Consider the following 20,181-nt stretch of genomic DNA (forward strand, 5'->3'; position numbering starts at 1 on the left):
TTGAGCCCCGTCTTTCGTTTTTAGAAAGGAAAGGCAGGCATTAATGCCTGCCTGCTCTCCATAAGACGTATTTTACTCTCTCACATCTACGCGTATTTCTTTTTCTGCTATTTGTCCGTTCGAAAGTGCTTTGATGGTAATTTTCGTTTTGCCGGTTTGGCTTTTTGCTTTCACCACAAGTGTGTTCTCTTCTAAGCTAACCGCTTCCAGCAAATCGTCTTCCTCCCAAGAGAAACTTTTTACGATTGTTGCCGAGGCATTGTCTGCATCTACAATCTTTTCGTTGAGGTTTATGCGTGCAGTTGCATCCGGCGCAACAATAATCTGGTTCAATAATATCTCGGGCTTGTTATTATCCTCGAAGAATGGGACAGCCGGAAACCAGTAGTAATTGTCGTTTTCTGTGCCTTCGGCACCTGTTCCACCTTTGACTGTGATAACCTTTTCCACATTACCAGTATTGTCCAATATATGCACCCAGTTGTACGAATAACTGTCTCCCCAACCCGAGCGATATACTGTCGCGATTACCTTATCGGTCAACGGATCTACGCGCAAGCCTGCCCCGTAATATGCCAGTGCTTTTCCTTCATCGTCGCTCCCTAACGTATAGATAGTTGTTATTTGTTGCGTTGTTACATCCAATTTATTGATGTTCTTTCCGGTTTTCCAATACAACGCATTCTCTTGCGTGCTGGCGCAAAGCGAACCGGCATTCCACGCGAACCACGTATTTCCAATGTTTGCTGATGATATGTCGATCGTTGCCGTTTCCAAAGTATAAGGATTTACTTTAGTCAACGTTTTAGCTGATTCATTGCTTACCCAGACATGCCCGTCTTTACTTTGTGTGATATTGCCTACACTACCTGCAACGATGGTTTCTTCCAGTTCGTCGGTCGATGCGTTAACAACTTGCACACCTACGCTCTTGTTTATGATGAATACCCGGTTGCCGGCAAGCACCATTCCTCCGCACTCTCCTGATATGCCCGAAATTGTTCCTGTCACAGAAAGCGTCTCTATATCGAATATATTAATCCCTCGGTATGTCGATATATACGCCTTGTTTTCAGATACGCCTATAAATGCCCGTCCGTCGCTGCTAAGATCGGTAATAACAGCTTTTTTCTTCAACTCCTTGTCGGTAACAACAAGCCTGTTGCCCATTTTCGAAACGAAGTAGATGTAATCTCCATATATAGTCGCAAATTGCGTTGTCGTCCCTAATGTTTCACCCGGATTGGCTGCACGATAAGCGCGATAGTTGATGCTGCCCGAATTGGTGAAATAGTTTACTGTTCCTTCGTCATGTCCAAACCAATCTTCATTGGCTATATAGAAGCCATTGGATGCGACCGGCTCCGATGCCTTGGAGTCGGGGAGAACTACTTTTTTGTCCGAATCATTGTTGTCGTCACTACAACTAACTCCCATCGATACTACGCCGAGTATCAACAATAAATAAATTGAAAACTTTTTCATTTCTAATTGTTTGAATGATTAATAATTATGTAAGTCCATTTCAATTGAATTAAAATGACTAACAAAGGAGGAGTGAAGGTCGCAAATTAGATATTGATTTCCCGGATGGGCATGACGATACCAATTTTGTCTTCTTCGGCTCTAATCCTCGAAAGCCTCAACAATTTATCTTGGCAGGTCTTCTGACTTACTCCATCTCCGAAACGTCCTTCCCGCTTATTCAGCAGTGGTTTTGAGTATTGTACGGAGATTTTTGGCGGAGCTTACAGCAGCGGGTCTGTTCAGGATTTTCACCTGATTCCCTTTTCATTACTATCGGGCGATGCCGAATTGTAACACCAAAATCGAGTGCAAAGATGGCACTTTTTTTTAATATGACAATTTTGAAGCGGATATTTTATGCGGAAAAATTAAGAAAGTTCCAGTCCGAATTCATCCTTTAGCAAAGACAAGGCATTGTTCTCTTCAGCCATTAATTTGAATTTCTCCTGTGGTGTGAAAGCCAGCTTCTTTTCGTTGTCTTCGCTGACTCTTATCTGCATTTGTATGTTCGTATTGCGTAGCTTATGTCTCAGGTTCGATAATATATCCACACCATGATCGACTAATCGTTGCTCCTGCATAGGGTTGTTCACCACTACTTCGAATGTTGTATTATTCAGCAAGGCAGGCAAGCAATTGAGCATGGTATTTTTGAGGTGATGCTCCTCTGTCAAAGCTTCGGCAAAAGCTTTCCATTCATTGATGAGCTGGATAGGAGTGAACGTTTCATTCATGGCTTCCACCTGTACGTAGACCTCTTCTTTTTCCTCTTTATTGCCATTGGTAATAGCAGAAAGGGATACACCCCCTAAACCATTTGTTCCGCCCAAAGCAGGAGCTTTCGGTTTATTCGTCGTCGAACCCGGGCGAGGTGCTATGTTGGGTGCTGTTACCGTTCTGGGTGCGGGTGGAGTGTTTGCAGGAGATGTAGGCTGATTGCTTGCAGCCTGTGCGGGTGCAGCAGAAGCAACCGGATTAAGCGGAGCTATCTCCCGCTTTTTTTTTTGATCCTCACCTGCTGTCTGAGGCAAAGATAATTGGCATAACATTATCAGCGTTAAATCGATGAGGAGCCGCTTATTTTTGCTTGCCCTGTATTTCAGGTCTGCGTCATTGACTAACTCTATTGCTTTGTATAGAAATTCATTGCTGCACTTGGCGGCCATGTCCACATAGCGCTGTCGCATCGATGCCCCTACTTCGAACATCACGGCTGTGCGTGGATCTTTGCATAAAAGCAGGTCGCGGAAGTGCGACGCCAGTCCGGTAATAATATTGTGTCCGTCAAAGCCTTTAGCCAGTATCTCGTTCATTACAAGAAGGCTATCCGTTACATTCCCTGTCAGGATATAATCCGTCAGGCGGAAATAATATTCGTAATCGAGCACGTTGAGGTTTTCGATAACGGCTTTGTATGTTACATTTCCTCCTGTGAAGCTGACTGCCTGGTCGAAGATGGACAAGGCATCCCGCATTCCTCCGTCAGCCTTTTGGGCAAGAACATTGAGCGCTTCGGGTTCGGTAGTGACACCTTCCTGTTGCGCAACATATTCGAGGTGGTCTACTATGTCTTTTATCGTGATGCGGCTGAAATCGTATATCTGGCATCGCGAGAGGATAGTAGGCAATATCTTATGCTTCTCGGTGGTGGCGAGGATAAAAATGGCATGCTTAGGGGGCTCTTCCAATGTTTTGAGAAAAGCATTGAAGGCCGCCTGCGAAAGCATATGCACCTCGTCGATGATATATACCTTGTATCGTCCTATTTGTGGCGGGATACGTACCTGATCGATAAGTGAGCGGATATCCTCTACCGAGTTGTTGGAGGCGGCATCCAGCTCGTGAATGTTATACGAGCGGTTCTCATTGAATGCTACGCACGATTCGCACTGGTTGCAGGCTTCACCCTCGGCAGTAGGAGTGAGGCAATTAATTGTTTTGGCAAAGATGCGGGCACAAGTCGTTTTTCCTACTCCACGCGGGCCACAGAACAAATAAGCATGTGCCAGTTTGTTCGAAGCTATCGCATTCAGCAGGGTAGTGGTCAGTGCACGCTGCCCTATCACCGAACGAAAGGTCGATGGGCGGTATTTACGAGCCGAAACAATATAATTTTCCATAGGCGAAAACAAAGATAACTAAAATACTTTGTCGGTGAAAGAGGGTGAATCTTAAAAAGTGAGAAAGATATACAAGGCTGTCCGATTATTCTTACCTTTGTGGCAATAAATGCAGTAGGCCGGTTTGTCGCTTGCCTCTCGGGGTAAGAGGAAAGTCCGGGCAACACAGAGCATCGCATTTCCTAACGGGAAGCTATCCGCGAGGGTAGAGTTGAAGGTAACAGAAAATAACCGCCTTGCCATTGGCAGGGTAAGGGTGAAAAGGCGGGGTAAGAGCCCACCGGTCTGCATAGCAATATGCGGAGCCGTACTACTTGCGAGTTGCAAGACCATGTATACCGGCGCATGTAGGGCTGCTCGTCCGATGCCGGGGGGTAGGTCGCTCGAGCTTACCGGTGACGGTAAGTTTAGATAAATGACAGACACTCCATCTTTTTGGAGCACAGAACCCGGCTTACAGGCTTACTGTTTTATTTTTCAAAAAAGAAGAAAGCCCCGGAATGGATGTCCGAGGCTATTTTTATTGATTTCAGCGGAGTATATTATTTCTTTCTTATGTATTTGAAAGTAATGCCGCTGTATGGGATGCTGGAAATAGGCTGTATATGTTCCGGAAAACCGTATTCGTCATATGTGATTTCATATTCCTTCCGGTGATATCTTCCCCAAGGATCTGTAAATGACACTGCTGTCATAACGCCATCGCCTTTATTCGCCATTGTTTTCAGGTGGGCTGCTCTTGGCATGAATTCTTCGAACAAGAGGAATAGTACCCAGCTCGGAGTTTCTACATTGCGGAAAATACCAAGTCCTTCACTATCATATTCTGTCTGAAGATCATTGTGCCCTTCGCGAGAAAAGGTACTCAATGGATCAAGTAATCTTCCGGCAGCATCGTAGGTATAATCCACACTTCTATACACAGGGCCTGCTCTTGTGACATCTATTTTCGAAACCCATCCGTTGGCATTCAGTGTTATCGTATAATCCATTGGAGTTGCTGTCTCCACCGTTCCATCTTCGTTGTAATGAATCTCTTGATCCCAGCGAATAGTATTGCCTTCTTGGTGTAGAGGATACCCTTTTCTTGATGATGTCCTATCACCATGCATCATTTTTTCGGAGATGGATGTAACAGTTCCGGCTTCGTTGTAATTAACCGAAAAGATGTAAACAAGGTCGGATGACTCAGATATACTTTCTTCTTTTACCGAAGCCAGACGATTCTGGTCGTCATAGGTGAAAGTATAATTCGCATTGCAAGCGAATCCTAAGAAGTCACCGAGTCTTCCTTTCATTTCGCTTGGCAAGAAGTCGTCTGCTGTTGCTGCAGGGAGTTCTGTTGATTCTTCGCCGCCACTTCCTTTGGGGCTGTTGTCATTGTTATCGTCGTCGCTACTACAAGATACTAATATGAGCGGGAGACAGATAAGTAAAGTTTGTATTACTGATTTAAATGTTCTCATAACTTCTTTTTAATTTGTGTATTATTTAATATATTATCTTTATATTCAGCAAAATATTGGACAAATATATTTATAAGAAGAATGTGAAAATTATTTAGTAGACGAAATGGGTTTTTGGGTCGACGAAATTGCTTATTTCGTAGACGAAACTGCCTGTTTTGTAGATGAAGCAGGAAATCAAAATGAACAATAAACAACAAAAGATGCCTTGGATAAGACATCTTCTATTGGCGTTGGTTATATGATATATTACAATACGTATAGCGAACTTATCGACTGGTTGCTGCATACGCGGCGGATAGCATCGGCAAATACATCGGCAACAGGGAGTATTGTTACTTTAGCCGATTTCTTCGGATAAGGGATGCTGTCGGTGAATACCATCTCTGTCAGAGCCGATTCGTCGATGCGTTGCGATGCCGGATCGGACATGACGGCGTGGCTGGCGATGGCGCGTACCGAGCGTGCTCCGTTGGCCATCATCAGGTCGGCAGCTTTGGTGATTGTTCCCGCAGTGTCTACAATATCGTCTACCAGCAGGACGTCCATATCTGTTACGTCTCCGATGATTTGCATTTCGGATATAACGTTTGCTTTTTTGCGTAGCTTGTAGCAAATTACCATCGGGAAACCGAAGTATTTGGCATACGAACTGGCACGTTTTGTACCTCCCACATCAGGAGTTGCAATCACGAGGTTATCCGAATTCAGCGATTTGATGTAGTCGACAAAGATAGCCGAAGCATATAAGTGGTCGACAGGTACATTGAAGAAGCCTTGTATCTGGTCGGCATGTAAATCCATAGTTATCAAACGATTGATTCCGGCTGCGCTGAGCATATCGGCAATCAGCTTTGCCCCGATGGATACGCGGGGTTTGTCTTTACGGTCTTGGCGTGCCCATCCGAAATAGGGAATAACCGCTACAATAGAGCGTGCCGAAGCTCTTTTGGCTGCGTCTATCATCAGCAGCAACTCCATCAGGTTGTCGGAAGTAGGGAATGTGGATTGTACCAGAAATACTTGGTGTCCACGGATCGATTCTTCGTACGAAACTGAAAACTCGCCATCGGCAAAACGTTCTATATTCATTTGTCCGAGTGGACATCCTAAACTTGCACAGATTTTTTCGGCCAGATAACGGGAGTTTGTTCCCGCAAAAATCTTAAAAGGCACATCTTCTACCATTGTTTGATAAGCTTAAAAGTTCAACTACATTCTCGTTAACCCCACAAAAGTATAAAATAGAAATGAGTTTCGAGCATTATTTAAAACGAAATTTTGACAATCATTCCCGAACGGGCATTCAGTTTCGTTTTAATCGAATTCGGGAAGTTATCGTCCAACGCAAATGGCTTGTTTGTCAGTAGTTCTTTCGCGCCTTTCACCTTTGCCGGCGATAGTTTCATATATTCGTAGGCTTCGTCGGGGATGACAGTCGAAACTTCGGCTTGGTGATCGGAGAAATTGGCGATGATGAACAGTAATTCTTTCTTGTATGCGCGCAGAAAGGCGTATTGTTTGGTAGAATCGAAGTATGGATTCTCGTAATTGACATACATCAAGTCGAAGAATGTTCCTTTGCTGATGGCATCTTCTGTTACGCAGCTACTCAATAGTTGTGTATAGAATTTACGCAACTTTGCTTGCTCTTTTGTCAATCCTGCTGTGCCGAATTTACCGCCATTTCGCCAGTTGCGGATAGTCTCTACCGACCAGTAGTCGAAGATAGTGGTGCGCCCGTCGAGGCCGCTGAACCCTTCTTTGTCCATGCCGCGCTCGCCCAGTTCTTGTCCGGCGTAAATCATCATGGGATTGGTATTCATCGTGGCCGAAACAATCATTCCGGGGATAGCTTTGAAAGCATCGCCTGCGAAGAAATCGGACGCAACACGCTGCTCGTCGTGGTTTTCGAGGAAATTGAGCATTTTCTTTTCCAATCCGTTGAGGCTTTGCCAGCAAAAGGTAATATCCGATGCCGGTTGATGTCCGCAGATAATATTTCGCAAGGTGTCGTACAGCCCGACTTTGTCGTACAAGTAGTCGAACCCTGCGTTTATATAGTTCTGATATTGATGAGGAACATATATCTCGCCGATAAAAATAACCGGTTTATAGTTGGCTTTTACTTCTTTTATCACCCAGTTCCAAAATTCGACAGGAACCATTTCTGCCATATCGCAGCGGAAACCGTCGATTCCTTTCGATGCCCAGAAGCAAAGAATATCTTTCAGTTTCAGCCATAAGTCCGGCACCGGCACAAAATGAGGCGCACGTCCGTTCATATAGTCGATGCCGTAATTGAGTTTCACGGTTTCGTACCAATCATTTATCGAGGGTTTGTTATCGAAGTGGTCGTTTCCGGTGACTTTCGCCGGCTCTTCTATATATTCTCCTTCGCCCGTTGTGTGCGGGAATTGCAACTCCAATCGCTTTCCGGGGATATAATAGTAATTATTGTCGGGATTGAAAGCTTCGGCGGAATTGTCGCTTCCGCCTATGTCTTTTACCTTTTTGGGTTTTGCATCCGAATGGTATTGGCGGGCAGTGTGGTTCGGCACAAAATCGAGGATAACCTTCAACCCGTTTTCGTGCGAACGCTTTATCAGTTGCTCAAACTCGTGTACGCGTTTCCCTACTTCGTCAGCCAAATCGGGATCTACATCGTAATAGTCTTTGATGGCATACGGCGAACCGGCATTGCCTTTTACTACATCGGGATGATCTTTGGCGATACCGAAGGCCGAATAATCGGTTTTGGTGGCATGTTCCAATACGCCGGTATACCAGATATGCGAAAATCCCATCCGCTTGATTTCTTTCAGCGCTTTATTGTCAAAGGCCGAGAATTTACCCGAGCCGTTTTCTTCTAATGTTCCGTTTTCTTTGTTTGTTGTGTTGCTGTTTCCGAACCAGCGCGGGAAAACCTGATATATCAGTACTTTTTCATCTTTCATAATCCGATAGTTTAACTGAATTGTTAATTTGCATCTAAAATAGAAAATTCTTTTTAGTGAACAAAGGTACTTAGTTTATGTTCGTTTTCTTCCATCCATTTTAATGTAAAGTTGTACCCCCTTTGATATATTTCGCGTGGGTGTTCCAGGTCGAACATCGGATATTCGTTCAGGTTGGCCAGTTCGAGGAGAATGTCGCACAGTTGCCTGTCGAGGAATGTATTCGAGATAGAAAGATAGTGGTAAGACCTCTCTATGATATATTTAAGCGATTCACGATATTTCACCCGGTTCAGCGGGCTGACGTTGACGCCTATTATCGTTTTGCATTGTTTGCGGATTATCGAAACAGGGAAGTTCTTGAACAACCCTCCGTCTACATAATGCTTCCCGCCTATTTCCACAGGGGAGAAAACGATGGGGAAAGCGCACGACGCAACAATCGTTTCGAGTAAAGGGCCGGACGAAAAGGTATGTGATTTGCCTTCTTCTATATCCGTTGCCACTACCAATAAAGGTATTTTTAATTCTTCGAAAGTGCGGGCTGTCAGATGCTTTTCCAGAAAGGCGTAGAACGGTTTGGTATGGAAGAATCCGCATTTGGGCATTGTAATCTGTGCAAACTGCTTAAAGGCTTTCTTCTCGAACAGGGTTATGATGTCGTGCGGCTCGTATCCGTCGGCAATCAGTACGCCGGCCAATGCTCCTGCACTTGTGCCCGAAATGATGTCGGGTGAGATACCATTATCCTGCAACGCCTGCATCACGCCCAGATGCGCAAAGCCTTTTGCTCCGCCTCCGCTGAGGGCAACGCCCAGCTTGTATGTTTTTGTATTGTCAGCCTTTTGTGTAGACATAATCGAATTAATTTAATAGTAGGTGTACAAAAAAGAGAAACATTGTGTTTCTCTTTCTGCTATATTTTTAGGAGTGCGCCAGTATTGTTATCTGACGACTATCTTTTTAGTCACTTTCCCCGATTTCAGGATATAGATGCCTTTGGGTAACTCTATATTGTAATTGGTCGTATAGTTTTTCAGTTGTCTGCTGGTCACTTTTACACCCAGAATGCTATATACGTCCAATGTGTTTTTGGTAGAAACATTTTCGAGCCGGATAGTTGTCGAACTGTTGATGTAGACATCGATTGTCATCAAATTTTCGGGATTGTTTTCGTCTCGTTCGGAAAGTTCTTCATTGATAAACGCATCAACTCCCACCTCGGCATTCAGCGAAGTGGAGTAAACCGTCAATAGCGTAAAAATCAATGTAGTATAAAGTAATTTCTTCATTCCGATTTTAACCACTGATGCAAATATAACTATATAAATAAGAAAGAGAATTAAAATAGGCAAAAAAAACGATTTGGTTCACAATTTTTCACATAGCCCTTCGTTGGCGAGGATTGTATTCGGGAATATCTCTTGTGCCTCCCTCAAGAAGATTCTGTTGTCGGGGTAGCGTGCCGAGAAGTGGCCGATGATGAGTTTTCCGGCATTCGCCAGTTTGGCTATCTGTGCTGCCTGCGCTGCCGTAGCATGTCCGCGCGATGTGGCTTGCGGCAGTTCGTTGTTGGTGTAAGTGGCCTCGTGGTATAACACATCTACCCCCTCGATAATGGGCACGATGGCTTCGTCGTATATCGTGTCTGAGCAATAGGCATAACTGCGGGCTTTATCGGCAGGCTTGGTCAACTTGGCATTGGGTACGACTGTTCCGTCCTCTTTCACAAAGTCGGCACCTTGCTTAATAGCTACCCTGTCTCTGATAGGAATCTGGTAAAATTCTACCATATCTTTTATGAGGCGGGCTTCCTTCTCCTTTTCGCGGAAGAGGAATCCGGCACAAGGGATGCGATGCTTCAACGGGATGGTGCTGACCGTGAGGGAACGGTCTTCGTATATTACTTCGTTCTTTTCCGGCGCGAAAGGTTCTATCTTTACATTGAAGGGGTTATCCCTGCAAAAGTAGTCTAACTGCGGACGTAGCAACTTTTCGAGGTCGGCATGGGCATGGATGACGAGGTCGCCTGTGCGTCCGAGCAGAGCCAATGTGGAGATGAAACCGATTAGCCCGAAGCAATGGTCGCCATGCAGGTGCGTAATGAAGATACGGTTGAGACGGCTGAATGATAGCTTGCTCTTGCGGAATTGGAGTTGCGCTCCTTCGCCGCAATCGAGCATAAACAGTTTCTCCCGTATATTCACCACTTGTGTGGATGGGAAATGCTGTAAAGTGGGCGTTGCCGAGCCGCATCCTAATATGTTGACATCGAATTTTTCCATGTGGTTTATTCTATGTGTATCAGTTTGTGTACCTGGAGGCTAAGCTTCCATTGAGGGTTATTCTTAATAAAGTCTACGCAATAAGCTATATTTTCCATATTCAGCCTGTCGCCGTCGAATACCGGGCTGAGGAAATAGTTTGTGGCCGCAGGCAGCATCGTTGTGTCGGGTATGGCGTCGCCTTTCTTTACCGGGATGCGTATTTCGTGCGCAAAAGGGATAATGGATTTCAGCTTCTCGTAATTCCCTTTCGGGCTACAGGCGATATAATCGAGCAATGATGGTACGGGGCGCGTTCCGTTGGTTTCTATAGCCTGTTTATAGCCATGTCCGGCAAAGAATTTCAGGTGTTCGTCTTTCAACTGCAAAGTTGGTTCGCCACCTGTCCAGATAATCCATTTGCAGGGATATTGGGCTATCTGGTCCAGTAGTTGCGGCATGGTCATTTCTTCGCCTGTCTCGAAATCGGTATCGCAGAAATCGCAAGCCAGATTGCATTTCGTCAGGCGAATAAAGATAGAAGCTTCGCCCTGCCGCCCCCCTTCGCCCTGCAAGGAGTAGAATATTTCATTTACAATCAGCTTCATAGATAGCTGTTGTTTTGGGTGTTTCCGAAACTTCTACGGCGTACAGTTCGGGCATTTCCGGCTTGAATCTGTCGTAAATAGCCTTTGCCATATTTTCGGCAGTCGGGTTGAACGGAAATACATCATTCAGGTGACGGTGGTCGAGTTCGTTGTCGATGTATTCCTTTACGGCGCTCAACTCGCGATAGTCTTTTACGAAACCGACTTTGTTCAGTTGCTCCGCTTTCAGATGGACTGTGACAATATAGTTGTGCCCGTGCATGCGTGCGCAAGGGTGTTCCTGCGGAAGCCCTTCTAATATGTGCGATGCCGAAAAGGCAAATTGTTTACTTATTTTGTACATATCTTATTTATGAATAATACTTTACCATGAAATACAAATATCAACGATCACGTCATTTCCTTTTTTCCATCTAAGCCAGCCTTCATGTCCCGATTTCTTATATTTGATATGAAGCCATTCATCTTCAAGTCTAACTTCTTGGTAATAGTCTTCGGGTTCATCACCTTCATCTTTACTTGTAAGGTCATCAACTACAGGAGCATCATCTGAAGGCGATTCCCGTAAAGGATTGTCTTCTGTCGGATCTATTGTGAATACAGACTGGAAGAAATTTTCCCATGTATAATACTTGATATTTCTATTTTTCCTAATATATTTCTTATCTGTTCCATTTATGGCTACTTCGTATGAATCAGCATTCGAGGCTGTACAAACAAAACAATACCATCCATAATCGATGCTGTTATATATTGGGATTATATTCTTGTCTTTCGGAGGATTATTGGCTCTGTCAATATTGTAATCACAAAACAAGTTTTCGCATGCAGAGTCATTATAGATAACTATTCTCTCGAAAGAGACAGTTTCATGATTTTCATCTTCTATGTATGAACTGATATTAACCAAGCCAGTCCCTATAATGCCAATCGGATTAAAAAAAGCAAGGGTATTCTCCTCTGAAAAACTATCCTTATACACAATTTCCGACGGAATGCCAGCAGATTTTAAAGTCTCGTCAATAGCGGGCTGATCGGTTTCTGTTTTTGCTTTATTCTCACCAGTACAGGAGAAAAACAAAGAACAGAAAAAAAGAGAATATAAAATTAAATTGCGTATCATTGAATGAGATAAATGGCATTTTACTTTAAATGATCTTCAAAATAGCGTGTAATATGCTCGTGTAGATGCACACGGTCGCGCCCCATCATATTGTGTCCCTGTCCCGGATAAACGAAGAAATCGGGATGAGTGCCTTTCTGGATAGACGACTTGATAAACATAAAACTTTGCTGCATAACCACCGTCGGATCTTCGTCGCCATGAATGAGTAGCAATCGTCCCTGCAAATCGCCGGCACGGTCTATCATACTTGTTTCAGCATAACCTTCGGGGTTCTCTTTCGGCGTGTCCATATAGCGTTCGCCATACATCACCTCGTAATATTTCCAGTCGGTAACAGGACCGCCGGCTACACCCACTTTAAACACTTCGGGGTGGCGAAGCATCAGGTTGAGTGTCATAAATCCGCCGTAGCTCCAGCCGTGGACACCGATGCGATCGGCATCGACATACGAGAGTGATTTCAGAAACTCGACACCTTTCATCTGGTCTTTGGTTTCTTCTATGCCGAGGTTGCGGAAGGTCGCTTGCTCGAAGTCTGCTCCGCGGTTATTGGTACCCCTGTTATCCATCGTGAAAACGACATAGCCTTTTTCGGCCATGTAAATATCCCATCCGCGCGTTTGCGCCATCCACGAATTGTCTACCAGCTGCGAATGCGGCCCTCCGTATACATAGACGATTGTCGGGTATTTCTTGTTAGCGTCGAAATTCAACGGTTTCACTATGCGGTAGTATAAATCGCTTGTTCCATCAGCCGCTTTCATCGAGCCGAGTGTGATTTCGGGGAGCTCCACTTTTTCGTACGGGTTTTTAGCTTCGTGGAAAATATGTGTTTTATCCGAACGAGTATCGGTTATGGCAACCTTGCCCGGATTGTATTGCGATGTATACCAGTCGAAAGCATATCTGCCCGATGCACTCAATGCAGCATGGTGTACACCTTCCTCTTTCGTCAGTTTAGTGCGTTTACCCGATTTCAAGTTTACTTTATATAGATGTTGTTCGATTGGCGACGGTTCGTTTGATATATAGAACAAGTTGTCTCCTTTGGTGTCGAATCCCAGCACCGAAAGCACTTCCCATGCTCCCGAAGTTAGCTGTTTCAGCATATTGCCATCCGTATCGTAGACGTAGAGATGGTTATACCCGTCGCGACGGCTTTGCCAGATAAACGTTTCGGACTTTCCTTTGACAAACAATGGTGGCTGCTGTGGTTCTACGTATTTAGGATGCGTTTCTGTGAAAAGCGTTTTATGTAGTTTGCCCGAAATAACATCGTAGCTTTTCAGTACGCAGGTGTCTTGCCCGCGGTTTACTTCTGCAATATAAATCAGCTTCTCGTCGGGACTCCAGGCAATATTAGTCAGGTATTTCTCTTTCGGAGTACCTGTCTTCAGATAAGTAGTCTGCAAAGTCGCAGGACTATATATTCCCACTGTCACATGGTGGCTCTTCATACCGGCCATCGGATATTTTTCGTTTTTCAGCGTCGCTATACGTGTCGAAACATCCACTAATGGATAATCGGTTACCATCGTTTCATCCATCCGGTAGAAAGCCAACAGGCTTCCTTTGGGTGACCAGAACGTTCCTGTATTGATGCCAAATTCGTTGCGGTGGACGGCACGCCCCGAAACGATTCCTTTATCTTTTTCATCGGTGATGGTGTATTCTTTTCCCGTTGCATCCTGCATGTACAGGTTATTTTCTTTGTTGTAGGAAACATAGGTATGCGTCGGCGAGAAGTCATAATTCTCAAGAACCCGGCTGACTTCGTAGGTCGCGCGGATTGCTTTCGTTTCTACATTGTAGATGTATGTTTTGTTATATGTCCTGACCAGTAAATCGTTCGATTCGGGACTTAGCCACATCGTGTACAGAAGGTTTTGTACGCGTTCGCGCCCTTCGAGTCCCATGTCGGCATTCAATTGTTCCAGTGTGAGGTACGGTTTCGCTTTTTCGCTTTCCTTTTTCGGGGCGATATACATCGTGTCACCTTTCACATAAGTCAGCTCCTCGCCGTGCCATGCTAATCCGCGTGGTGTGACGGGACGGTATTTGGCAAAATTCTTTCCGCCCGGTATCAGGTCTTCGAGCGTAAGGGGTATATCTTGACTTTGTATCGTCATCGGGAATAATATTATTGTTGATAGGATAATAAATGTTTTGATTAATTTCATCTTTACAAATCTTATTTATTTTCGATAATACAAAACACAAAGATAATGAATTTCGTTTCGACTGCTAACCTATAGATAAAATATCGGAGACGAAGACTTGTTTATTACGAAATATTTGTTATTTTTGCATCCGCTTTACGTAATCTCTGACGGGAAAGTCCCGTGAATATTGCGTAATTACTATTTAAAAGAAATAAGATCATGGATTTTATAAAAGTTGCAGAAGAAGCATTTTTGACAGGCAAAGAAAACCAACACCCGACATTCAAGAGCGGTGATACGGTTACTGTCGCTTATCGAATCAAAGAAGGTAACAAAGAACGTGTACAGCAATATCGCGGTGTTGTTATCAAAATCGGCGGACACGGAAACAAGAAACGTTTCACCGTGCGTAAAATGTCAGACAATATCGGTGTAGAGAGAATCTTCCCGCTTGAGTCTCCGTTTATCGACAGCATCGTAGTGAACAAAGTCGGTAAAGTACGTCGCGCTAAATTGTACTACTTGCGTGCCCTTACAGGTAAGAAAGCTCGTATCAAAGAGAAAAGAGTGGTTACGAAGAAAGACTAACTTCTTCCTGCAAAGACGAAGATACAGAAAGCCCGTTCATCAGAACGGGCTTTTTTTTATTTTTGCTACTTTTGTTTCAATAAAATTGCGAAATGTAATTCAAATTGTTACATTTGTTTTATTTTGTCTTTTTATTGAAAAGGAAGACGTGTTTTTATTACCTTATTAATGATAATTGCCATGAAAAAGAAAGTATTTTTAATTTTCCTATTTACTTTGTCCCTTCTTTATGGATGTAACTCTCAAAAGAGTACTGTAGCAAAGGGAGAGTCCGAGGCTTCTGATGAATTACTGTATAAGCAGGCTCTATTCGCATTAGAACAAAAAGATTTCGTTGTGGATATTAATAGGATGGGGGACTTTACTCATAAATTGAGTCGTTACAGAACGAATGAATTTTATGCAGGATCCTTCTTCTTGAAAAAGGATGATCAATATATAAAGTTTTCAGTCGATTATAATACAAACTCTGAGAGAGGGAATGATAATTTTTATTTCGAAGGACATGTTACTGAATTCAATAAAGAGTTAGATAAAAAAGGAAATACGAAAATTAAAATGAAGATAAAGCATGTAGACAAAGCAAACAGTGACATTACTCTTGAGTTTACGCTTTATGAAGACACAAATTATTGCACAGGGAAGATATATAATCTTGCATCCATAGCATCTAGCTTTTCGGGTTATCTTTCACCGAGAGATAAAGCATAAGTTAGTTTTGATCTTATAGATACAAACAAAGCCCTTCGATACCGAAGGGCTTTTGCTATATAAGGGATATTACCTTCTTACTTCTTGCGTTGAACGCGGTTCCAGCCATAAACAGCCAAATCGCCCAATTCCTCTTCGATGCGAAGCAATTGGTTGTATTTAGCCATACGGTCTGTACGGCTCAATGAACCGGTCTTGATTTGTCCCGAGTTAGTAGCTACTGCGATGTCGGCAATAGTGGCATCCTCAGTCTCGCCCGAACGGTGAGAAGTTACAGATGTGTAACCCGCACGGTGAGCCATTTCGATAGCATCCAATGTTTCAGACAACGAACCGATTTGGTTAACCTTGATAAGGATTGAGTTAGCACAACCGCTTTCGATACCTTTCTGAAGGAAGTCAACGTTTGTTACGAACAAGTCGTCACCTACCAACTGCACTTTGTCGCCAATAGCGTCGGTAAGTTTTTTCCATCCGTCCCAGTCGTTTTCGTCCATACCGTCTTCGATAGAGTCGATAGGGTATTTTTCAGTCAGTTCTTTCAAGAACTTAACCTGATCGGCTGCTTTACGTTTTGCTCCGCTTTTTCCTTCGAATTTAGAGTAATCGTAAACTTTAGCTTTCTTATCATAGAATTCAGAAGCAGCACAGTCGAGCGCGATAGTTACGTCGCTTCCCGGTTTGTAGCCGGCAGCCTTGATTGCTTTGATGATTGAATCCAAAGCGTCTTCAGTACCTTTCAGTGCAGGAGCGAAACCACCTTCGTCACCAACGGCAGTACTCAAGCCTCTGTCGTGGAATTCTTTTTTAAGAGCGTGGAAAATTTCAGCACCCATTCTCAAACCTTCTTTGAATGATTTAGCACCTACCGGGCGAATCATAAATTCCTGGAATGCGATAGGGGCATCAGAGTGCGAACCTCCGTTGATGATGTTCATCATCGGTACAGGAAGCGTATACGTATTTGTTCCGCCGATGTAACGATACAAAGGCATTTCGAGGTAAGCGGCAGCAGCTTTGGCTACAGCAAGCGAAACACCGAGGATAGCGTTGGCACCGAGTTTCGATTTTGTTTTTGTACCATCGAGGGCGATCATTTTGTGGTCGATAGCTCTTTGGTTGAGGGCGCAATCACCTACCAATTTAGGGGCGATAACTGTATTCACGTTGTTTACAGCTTTTTGCACACCTTTTCCTAAATATCTTTTTTTGTCACCATCACGAAGTTCCAATGCTTCGTTTTCTCCTGTCGAAGCTCCTGATGGAACAGCAGCACGACCCATAACACCGCATTCGAGTGTTACATCAACTTCGATTGTTGGATTACCTCTCGAATCCAAGATTTCACGCGCGAAAATTTTCTCGATTCTCATTTTTTATTGTTTTATGAATAAATGAATATATAGTTGTTTTCGTTTTTTGTCAATTTCAGGCGGAACAAAAGTAGTTTATTTTTCTCACCTGAAAAAGACTAATTGCATGAAAATTACGGCAATCGATTATTTTTTATGTTCTTTTACCTTTCCCCGTTTTGGGGGTGTGGAAAATGTAAACAATCGGGTCGCTTTTTTGTATTAGACCTGTTATTCCTGTTAAGTGTATTTACGCTTGTTAATGAGTGACTTAAATGTCAAAAGAAACTTTACAATACATATTTTTTTATGAAATGTATTTTTCTTTTTTCAGCACAGGGCACTTCTTTACAGGACTAATATAGCAGTCAAGTTTTGTCAAAAACCTACATCGTTGATAGTCAGTCGAATTTTAGTTAAAACTTGACACACTTGACATATTTGACGCGATACAGCGTTTTTTGTCTTGTCATTTTTTTTATTAGGCTCAAAGATTCTACACGAAGGGCACAAAGTAAAAGAACGGTTTTGTCATGCTGAGCGGATGCGAGGCATCCCGACCCGACTACAAACAGCACAAAACGTAACGAGATCCCTCACTATGTATCGCGATGACGCAAGCGCCACGGAGTAAAAGAACGCAGGGAAACAGTCCTCGCGGACTGCTTCCCTGTATAGATAAATTTCTTGTAACTCGTAACTTGTAACTGCCTGAAGGGCGAAGTAACTGATTGTTAATCTTTCTTGCAGCGCACGGAAGCAAACTGATCGTAATCCAATAAGGTGCGCTTAACCGTCGTCTGGGAAAGCATCCCGAAATCCCGAATCCAACCCGCGGGCATGGTGGTTGGTATAGGATAGCTGCTGTGACCGACAGGACTCGCAGTCCAATAATAAGTCCTTGCGGGATTATAAACATTAATGTTAAAACCTCCTTTCTGCGTGGAGGAGATATTGTTGGATGTGCCGATAAATTTATCGATGAGTATAGAAGACAGTATTCTTCCGTCCGCTTGAAGAAGACTCATGTAAATGGGGCAACTCTCTCGCATCCCCAAGCCGTGAGTAGTACCACGATAGCCCATCTGCCCCACCGTGATGGTGGCGTTGGCATTGGCAGTGCTGCTATATTGGCTGGTGCGGGTGCTTATTTCCTGTTCCAGGTATGTCCATTCGCGATCGCTGGGTAGGTGCCATCCATTAGGACAAATGCCTTGAGTTTTGGCGGGAGTTCCACCTTGTCCTTCGCCCTCGCCGGTGGCAGAACCACCATTGGCTTTTCCATAAGTGGCAGCCGCCCAATTATACGTCAGTCCTAACTGCTTGTTTGTGTTATAGAGCGAATCCGGGGTTATCAAGGCTCTTTCGGCAGGGTAGTAGTAATTTGCGCTGTACCTACTATTTCCATTGCTGGCAGTGAGTAGATAGCCGTCGGCAAATTTGGTTGCAGCCAGATTGACTATCATCCATCGCCCCGCAGTACCAAAATCACTCGATATAAACAAATTGGCGTCTTGGTCGCGGTGGAGTTGGTAGCCATTTTTGATAGCGGACGAACCGGCGTCGGCGTCGGTCACTGCTGCTATTTCGGCAGGGGTAAATCCTGCCCGTTCGGCCCATTGCTCGAGGGTGGGTTCGTTGTAGCAGCTGATGAGTGAAACAGTGATGTCAGCGAAGCGCTTTACTGTAGCAGTATCTCTGATTGTGATTTCGGCTGTGCTATATTTTTCGGCCATCATCTTTGGGCTATAGCTGATGCTGCTGGCGGGATCGACAGTGCCATCCTTTTTGTCTGTCCCTCCCGTTGTCGGAGTCGTTTTTCCACCGACCAAAATGCCCTTGCTGTCTTTTACCGTAGTCCTCCATGCAGCATTGCTTTGCACATCGAATGCGTAGTTTTTCGCAGGGTTGAAGAGTAACACTTTGGCAGAAGCAAACAGGCCTCCTCCTATACTTAGAGCATAGTTGGTTTGGTTGAGGGTGGCCGTTTTTGTCCCACCGCATTCGGTGTCGGTAAAGGTCAATACACTTTCGTAGCTCTGCCACGGACTGGTAGGTACGGGTGTAGCCATAGCCGCAGGTGTGATGTTCATGCTGTATGGCGATGCGCCCACGGTTCCGGCAGCACTGGAAGGGGAGGTTAGTGTAATCTCTGTAGGCAGGCTTCCTGCGCTTTTTGCCCAGGTAGGATTAGATGCCCCTGTCCAGGAGACTTTCAGTGGCTGTGGCCCTAATGTCCGGGCATCGTGGCCGCTGGGCAGATCGAGATAGTCGCGGTTGAAGTTGATGCCACCGAGCGAGACCTTGCTTAGTATGGTCCATTCCGTTCCATCCCAGACGTATATTCCTGTCCCTTTCAATGTGCATCTGTTGTTGTGAAATACCATCAACCCAATGTGATTAGCATCTTCGCTGGACGCGTACCCGTTTGGGAGCATCGGGTACAACTTGTCGTTGTCCGTCAGCGCCACCTTGGGCAACATAAGCCCTTTGGTGGACATGCCGTCCGGTAGCATTTTCAAGTCGAGTAGCGTGCCCGCATTGGGTGTTTCACCGCTCCCGATAGTTACTTGTGTGTACGCATTGCTTGCTGCAAAGAATAAGGCTAATATGATAATAGCCAGTGTCAAGATTGTTCTTTTCATGTTATAAAAGAATAAGCCACCTCCCCCTGCCCCCTCCACAAGAGGGGGCAACAGAAAAAGATGATGTGAATAAATAGTTTGATTGAGCCCCTCCAAACCTCCCCGTGGAAGAGGCTAAGGGAAGGATATATTTTCGTTTTTTGTTGAATGGTGGAGCAAACCCATTTCCCCCTCTGGGGGATAAAGGGGGCTGGCTATTGTCATCCCGAGTGGATACGAGGGAGCTCTTGCCAACTTGCGTGTAGGGGGCAATAAACATTGCCCCGTGTATGTCGGATATCGCGGGCGAATATTTATTCGCCCCTACAAGGGCTCTGTTGTTGATAGAAGAGGATGATATGCTTCCCCCTTCGGGGGATTGAGGGGGCCTGCTGTTAACTGAAAGATTGCCCCTCGCTCCCCCTCTTGTGGAGGGGGCTGGGGGGAGGTAGGTATGGCTGTCGCAGCCGGAAATACCCCTGACATTAACACAAGCATATCTTTTAGTAGACGAGTTACAAGTTACGAGTGACGAGTGGGGGCAAAGCCATACAACAGCTCGCAAGTTATTTCTTGTAACTTGTAACTGTGCAAAGCACGAAGTAACTGCCCGCAGGGCGAAGTAACTTTTTCCCTTAAAACCTTTGGTTAATCCGAAATATTCATTATATTTCGT

At 44.5% G+C, this 20,181-nt stretch carries 16 protein-coding genes, 1 other RNA gene and 1 riboswitch; of the genes, 3 read left to right on the plus strand and 14 right to left on the minus strand.

Annotated elements, in window-relative coordinates; all coding sequences use genetic code 11:
- Positions 1-72: 72 nt before the first annotated feature.
- The gene (locus tag D0T66_RS07060; RefSeq protein ID WP_163356547.1) at positions 73-1,485 is read right to left on the minus strand and encodes a DUF5074 domain-containing protein; all 1,413 of its coding nucleotides are present in this window, start codon (positions 1,483-1,485) and stop codon (positions 73-75) included.
- A 154-nt stretch (positions 1,486-1,639) separates the two neighbouring features.
- A riboswitch (cobalamin riboswitch) is annotated at positions 1,640-1,843 on the minus strand.
- Between the two features lie 52 nt (positions 1,844-1,895).
- Positions 1,896-3,647, minus strand: coding sequence for a DNA polymerase III subunit gamma/tau (locus D0T66_RS07065; protein WP_163356548.1), 1,752 nt, complete (start codon positions 3,645-3,647; stop codon positions 1,896-1,898).
- 111 nt (positions 3,648-3,758) lie between these two features.
- Here D0T66_RS07065 and rnpB point away from each other — a divergent pair.
- Positions 3,759-4,120: RNase P RNA component class A (gene rnpB, locus D0T66_RS07070), an RNA gene on the plus strand.
- Positions 4,121-4,189: 69 nt separating this feature from the next.
- Here the strand turns inward: rnpB and D0T66_RS07075 are convergent.
- From D0T66_RS07075 to D0T66_RS07120, 10 genes are all read right to left on the minus strand, one after another.
- Positions 4,190-5,113: a hypothetical protein gene (locus tag D0T66_RS07075; protein WP_163356549.1), complete on the minus strand. Its 924-nt coding sequence runs from the start codon at positions 5,111-5,113 to the stop codon at positions 4,190-4,192.
- A gap of 249 nt (positions 5,114-5,362) precedes the next feature.
- Positions 5,363-6,301, minus strand: coding sequence for a ribose-phosphate pyrophosphokinase (locus tag D0T66_RS07080; RefSeq protein ID WP_163356550.1), 939 nt, complete (start codon positions 6,299-6,301; stop codon positions 5,363-5,365).
- 80 nt (positions 6,302-6,381) lie between these two features.
- On the minus strand, positions 6,382-8,070 hold the full coding sequence (locus D0T66_RS07085; RefSeq protein ID WP_163356551.1) for an alpha-amylase family glycosyl hydrolase: 1,689 nt from the start codon (positions 8,068-8,070) through the stop codon (positions 6,382-6,384).
- Positions 8,071-8,123: 53 nt separating this feature from the next.
- Positions 8,124-8,927 carry a patatin-like phospholipase family protein gene (locus tag D0T66_RS07090; RefSeq protein ID WP_163356552.1) on the minus strand — a complete coding sequence of 268 codons (804 nt, stop codon included), beginning with the start codon at positions 8,925-8,927 and terminating at the stop codon, positions 8,124-8,126.
- Positions 8,928-9,014: 87 nt separating this feature from the next.
- Entirely contained in the window at positions 9,015-9,362 is a 348-nt protein-coding gene (locus D0T66_RS16340; protein ID WP_255489757.1) for a T9SS type A sorting domain-containing protein, read from the minus strand.
- A gap of 78 nt (positions 9,363-9,440) precedes the next feature.
- Positions 9,441-10,355, minus strand: coding sequence for a ribonuclease Z (locus tag D0T66_RS07100; RefSeq protein ID WP_163356553.1), 915 nt, complete (start codon positions 10,353-10,355; stop codon positions 9,441-9,443).
- Positions 10,356-10,360: 5 nt separating this feature from the next.
- Positions 10,361-10,942 (minus strand): 7-carboxy-7-deazaguanine synthase QueE, encoded by a 582-nt coding sequence (locus D0T66_RS07105; protein ID WP_163356554.1) that lies wholly within the window; start codon positions 10,940-10,942, stop codon positions 10,361-10,363.
- Positions 10,923-11,285 carry a 6-carboxytetrahydropterin synthase QueD gene (queD, locus tag D0T66_RS07110; RefSeq protein WP_163356555.1) on the minus strand — a complete coding sequence of 121 codons (363 nt, stop codon included), beginning with the start codon at positions 11,283-11,285 and terminating at the stop codon, positions 10,923-10,925. Before queD ends, D0T66_RS07105 begins: the two co-directional genes overlap by 20 nt.
- A gap of 21 nt (positions 11,286-11,306) precedes the next feature.
- Complete coding sequence (locus tag D0T66_RS07115; RefSeq protein ID WP_163356556.1) at positions 11,307-12,065, minus strand: hypothetical protein; 759 nt, start codon at positions 12,063-12,065, stop codon at positions 11,307-11,309.
- 20 nt (positions 12,066-12,085) lie between these two features.
- Positions 12,086-14,248, minus strand: a complete 2,163-nt coding sequence (locus tag D0T66_RS07120) for a S9 family peptidase (RefSeq protein WP_163356557.1) — start codon at positions 14,246-14,248, stop codon at positions 12,086-12,088.
- A gap of 201 nt (positions 14,249-14,449) precedes the next feature.
- Here D0T66_RS07120 and rplS point away from each other — a divergent pair, with 201 nt between their 5' ends.
- Both rplS and D0T66_RS07130 read left to right on the plus strand, forming a co-directional pair.
- A complete protein-coding gene (gene rplS, locus D0T66_RS07125; protein WP_163356558.1) occupies positions 14,450-14,818 on the plus strand; it encodes a 50S ribosomal protein L19 in 369 nt (122 codons plus the stop codon).
- A gap of 180 nt (positions 14,819-14,998) precedes the next feature.
- Positions 14,999-15,529, plus strand: a complete 531-nt coding sequence (locus D0T66_RS07130) for a DUF4251 domain-containing protein (protein WP_163356559.1) — start codon at positions 14,999-15,001, stop codon at positions 15,527-15,529.
- A 77-nt stretch (positions 15,530-15,606) separates the two neighbouring features.
- On the opposite strand, the gene eno is transcribed toward D0T66_RS07130, so the two are convergent.
- Positions 15,607-16,902, minus strand: coding sequence for a phosphopyruvate hydratase (gene eno / locus D0T66_RS07135; RefSeq protein WP_163356560.1), 1,296 nt, complete (start codon positions 16,900-16,902; stop codon positions 15,607-15,609).
- 713 nt (positions 16,903-17,615) lie between these two features.
- Positions 17,616-19,526, minus strand: a complete 1,911-nt coding sequence (locus tag D0T66_RS07140; protein ID WP_163356561.1) for an FISUMP domain-containing protein — start codon at positions 19,524-19,526, stop codon at positions 17,616-17,618.
- Between the last annotated feature and the right edge of the window lie 655 nt (positions 19,527-20,181).

Origin of the sequence: Dysgonomonas sp. 25, assembly GCF_010501075.1 — a bacterium.
Classification (GTDB): Bacteria; Bacteroidota; Bacteroidia; order Bacteroidales; family Dysgonomonadaceae; genus Dysgonomonas.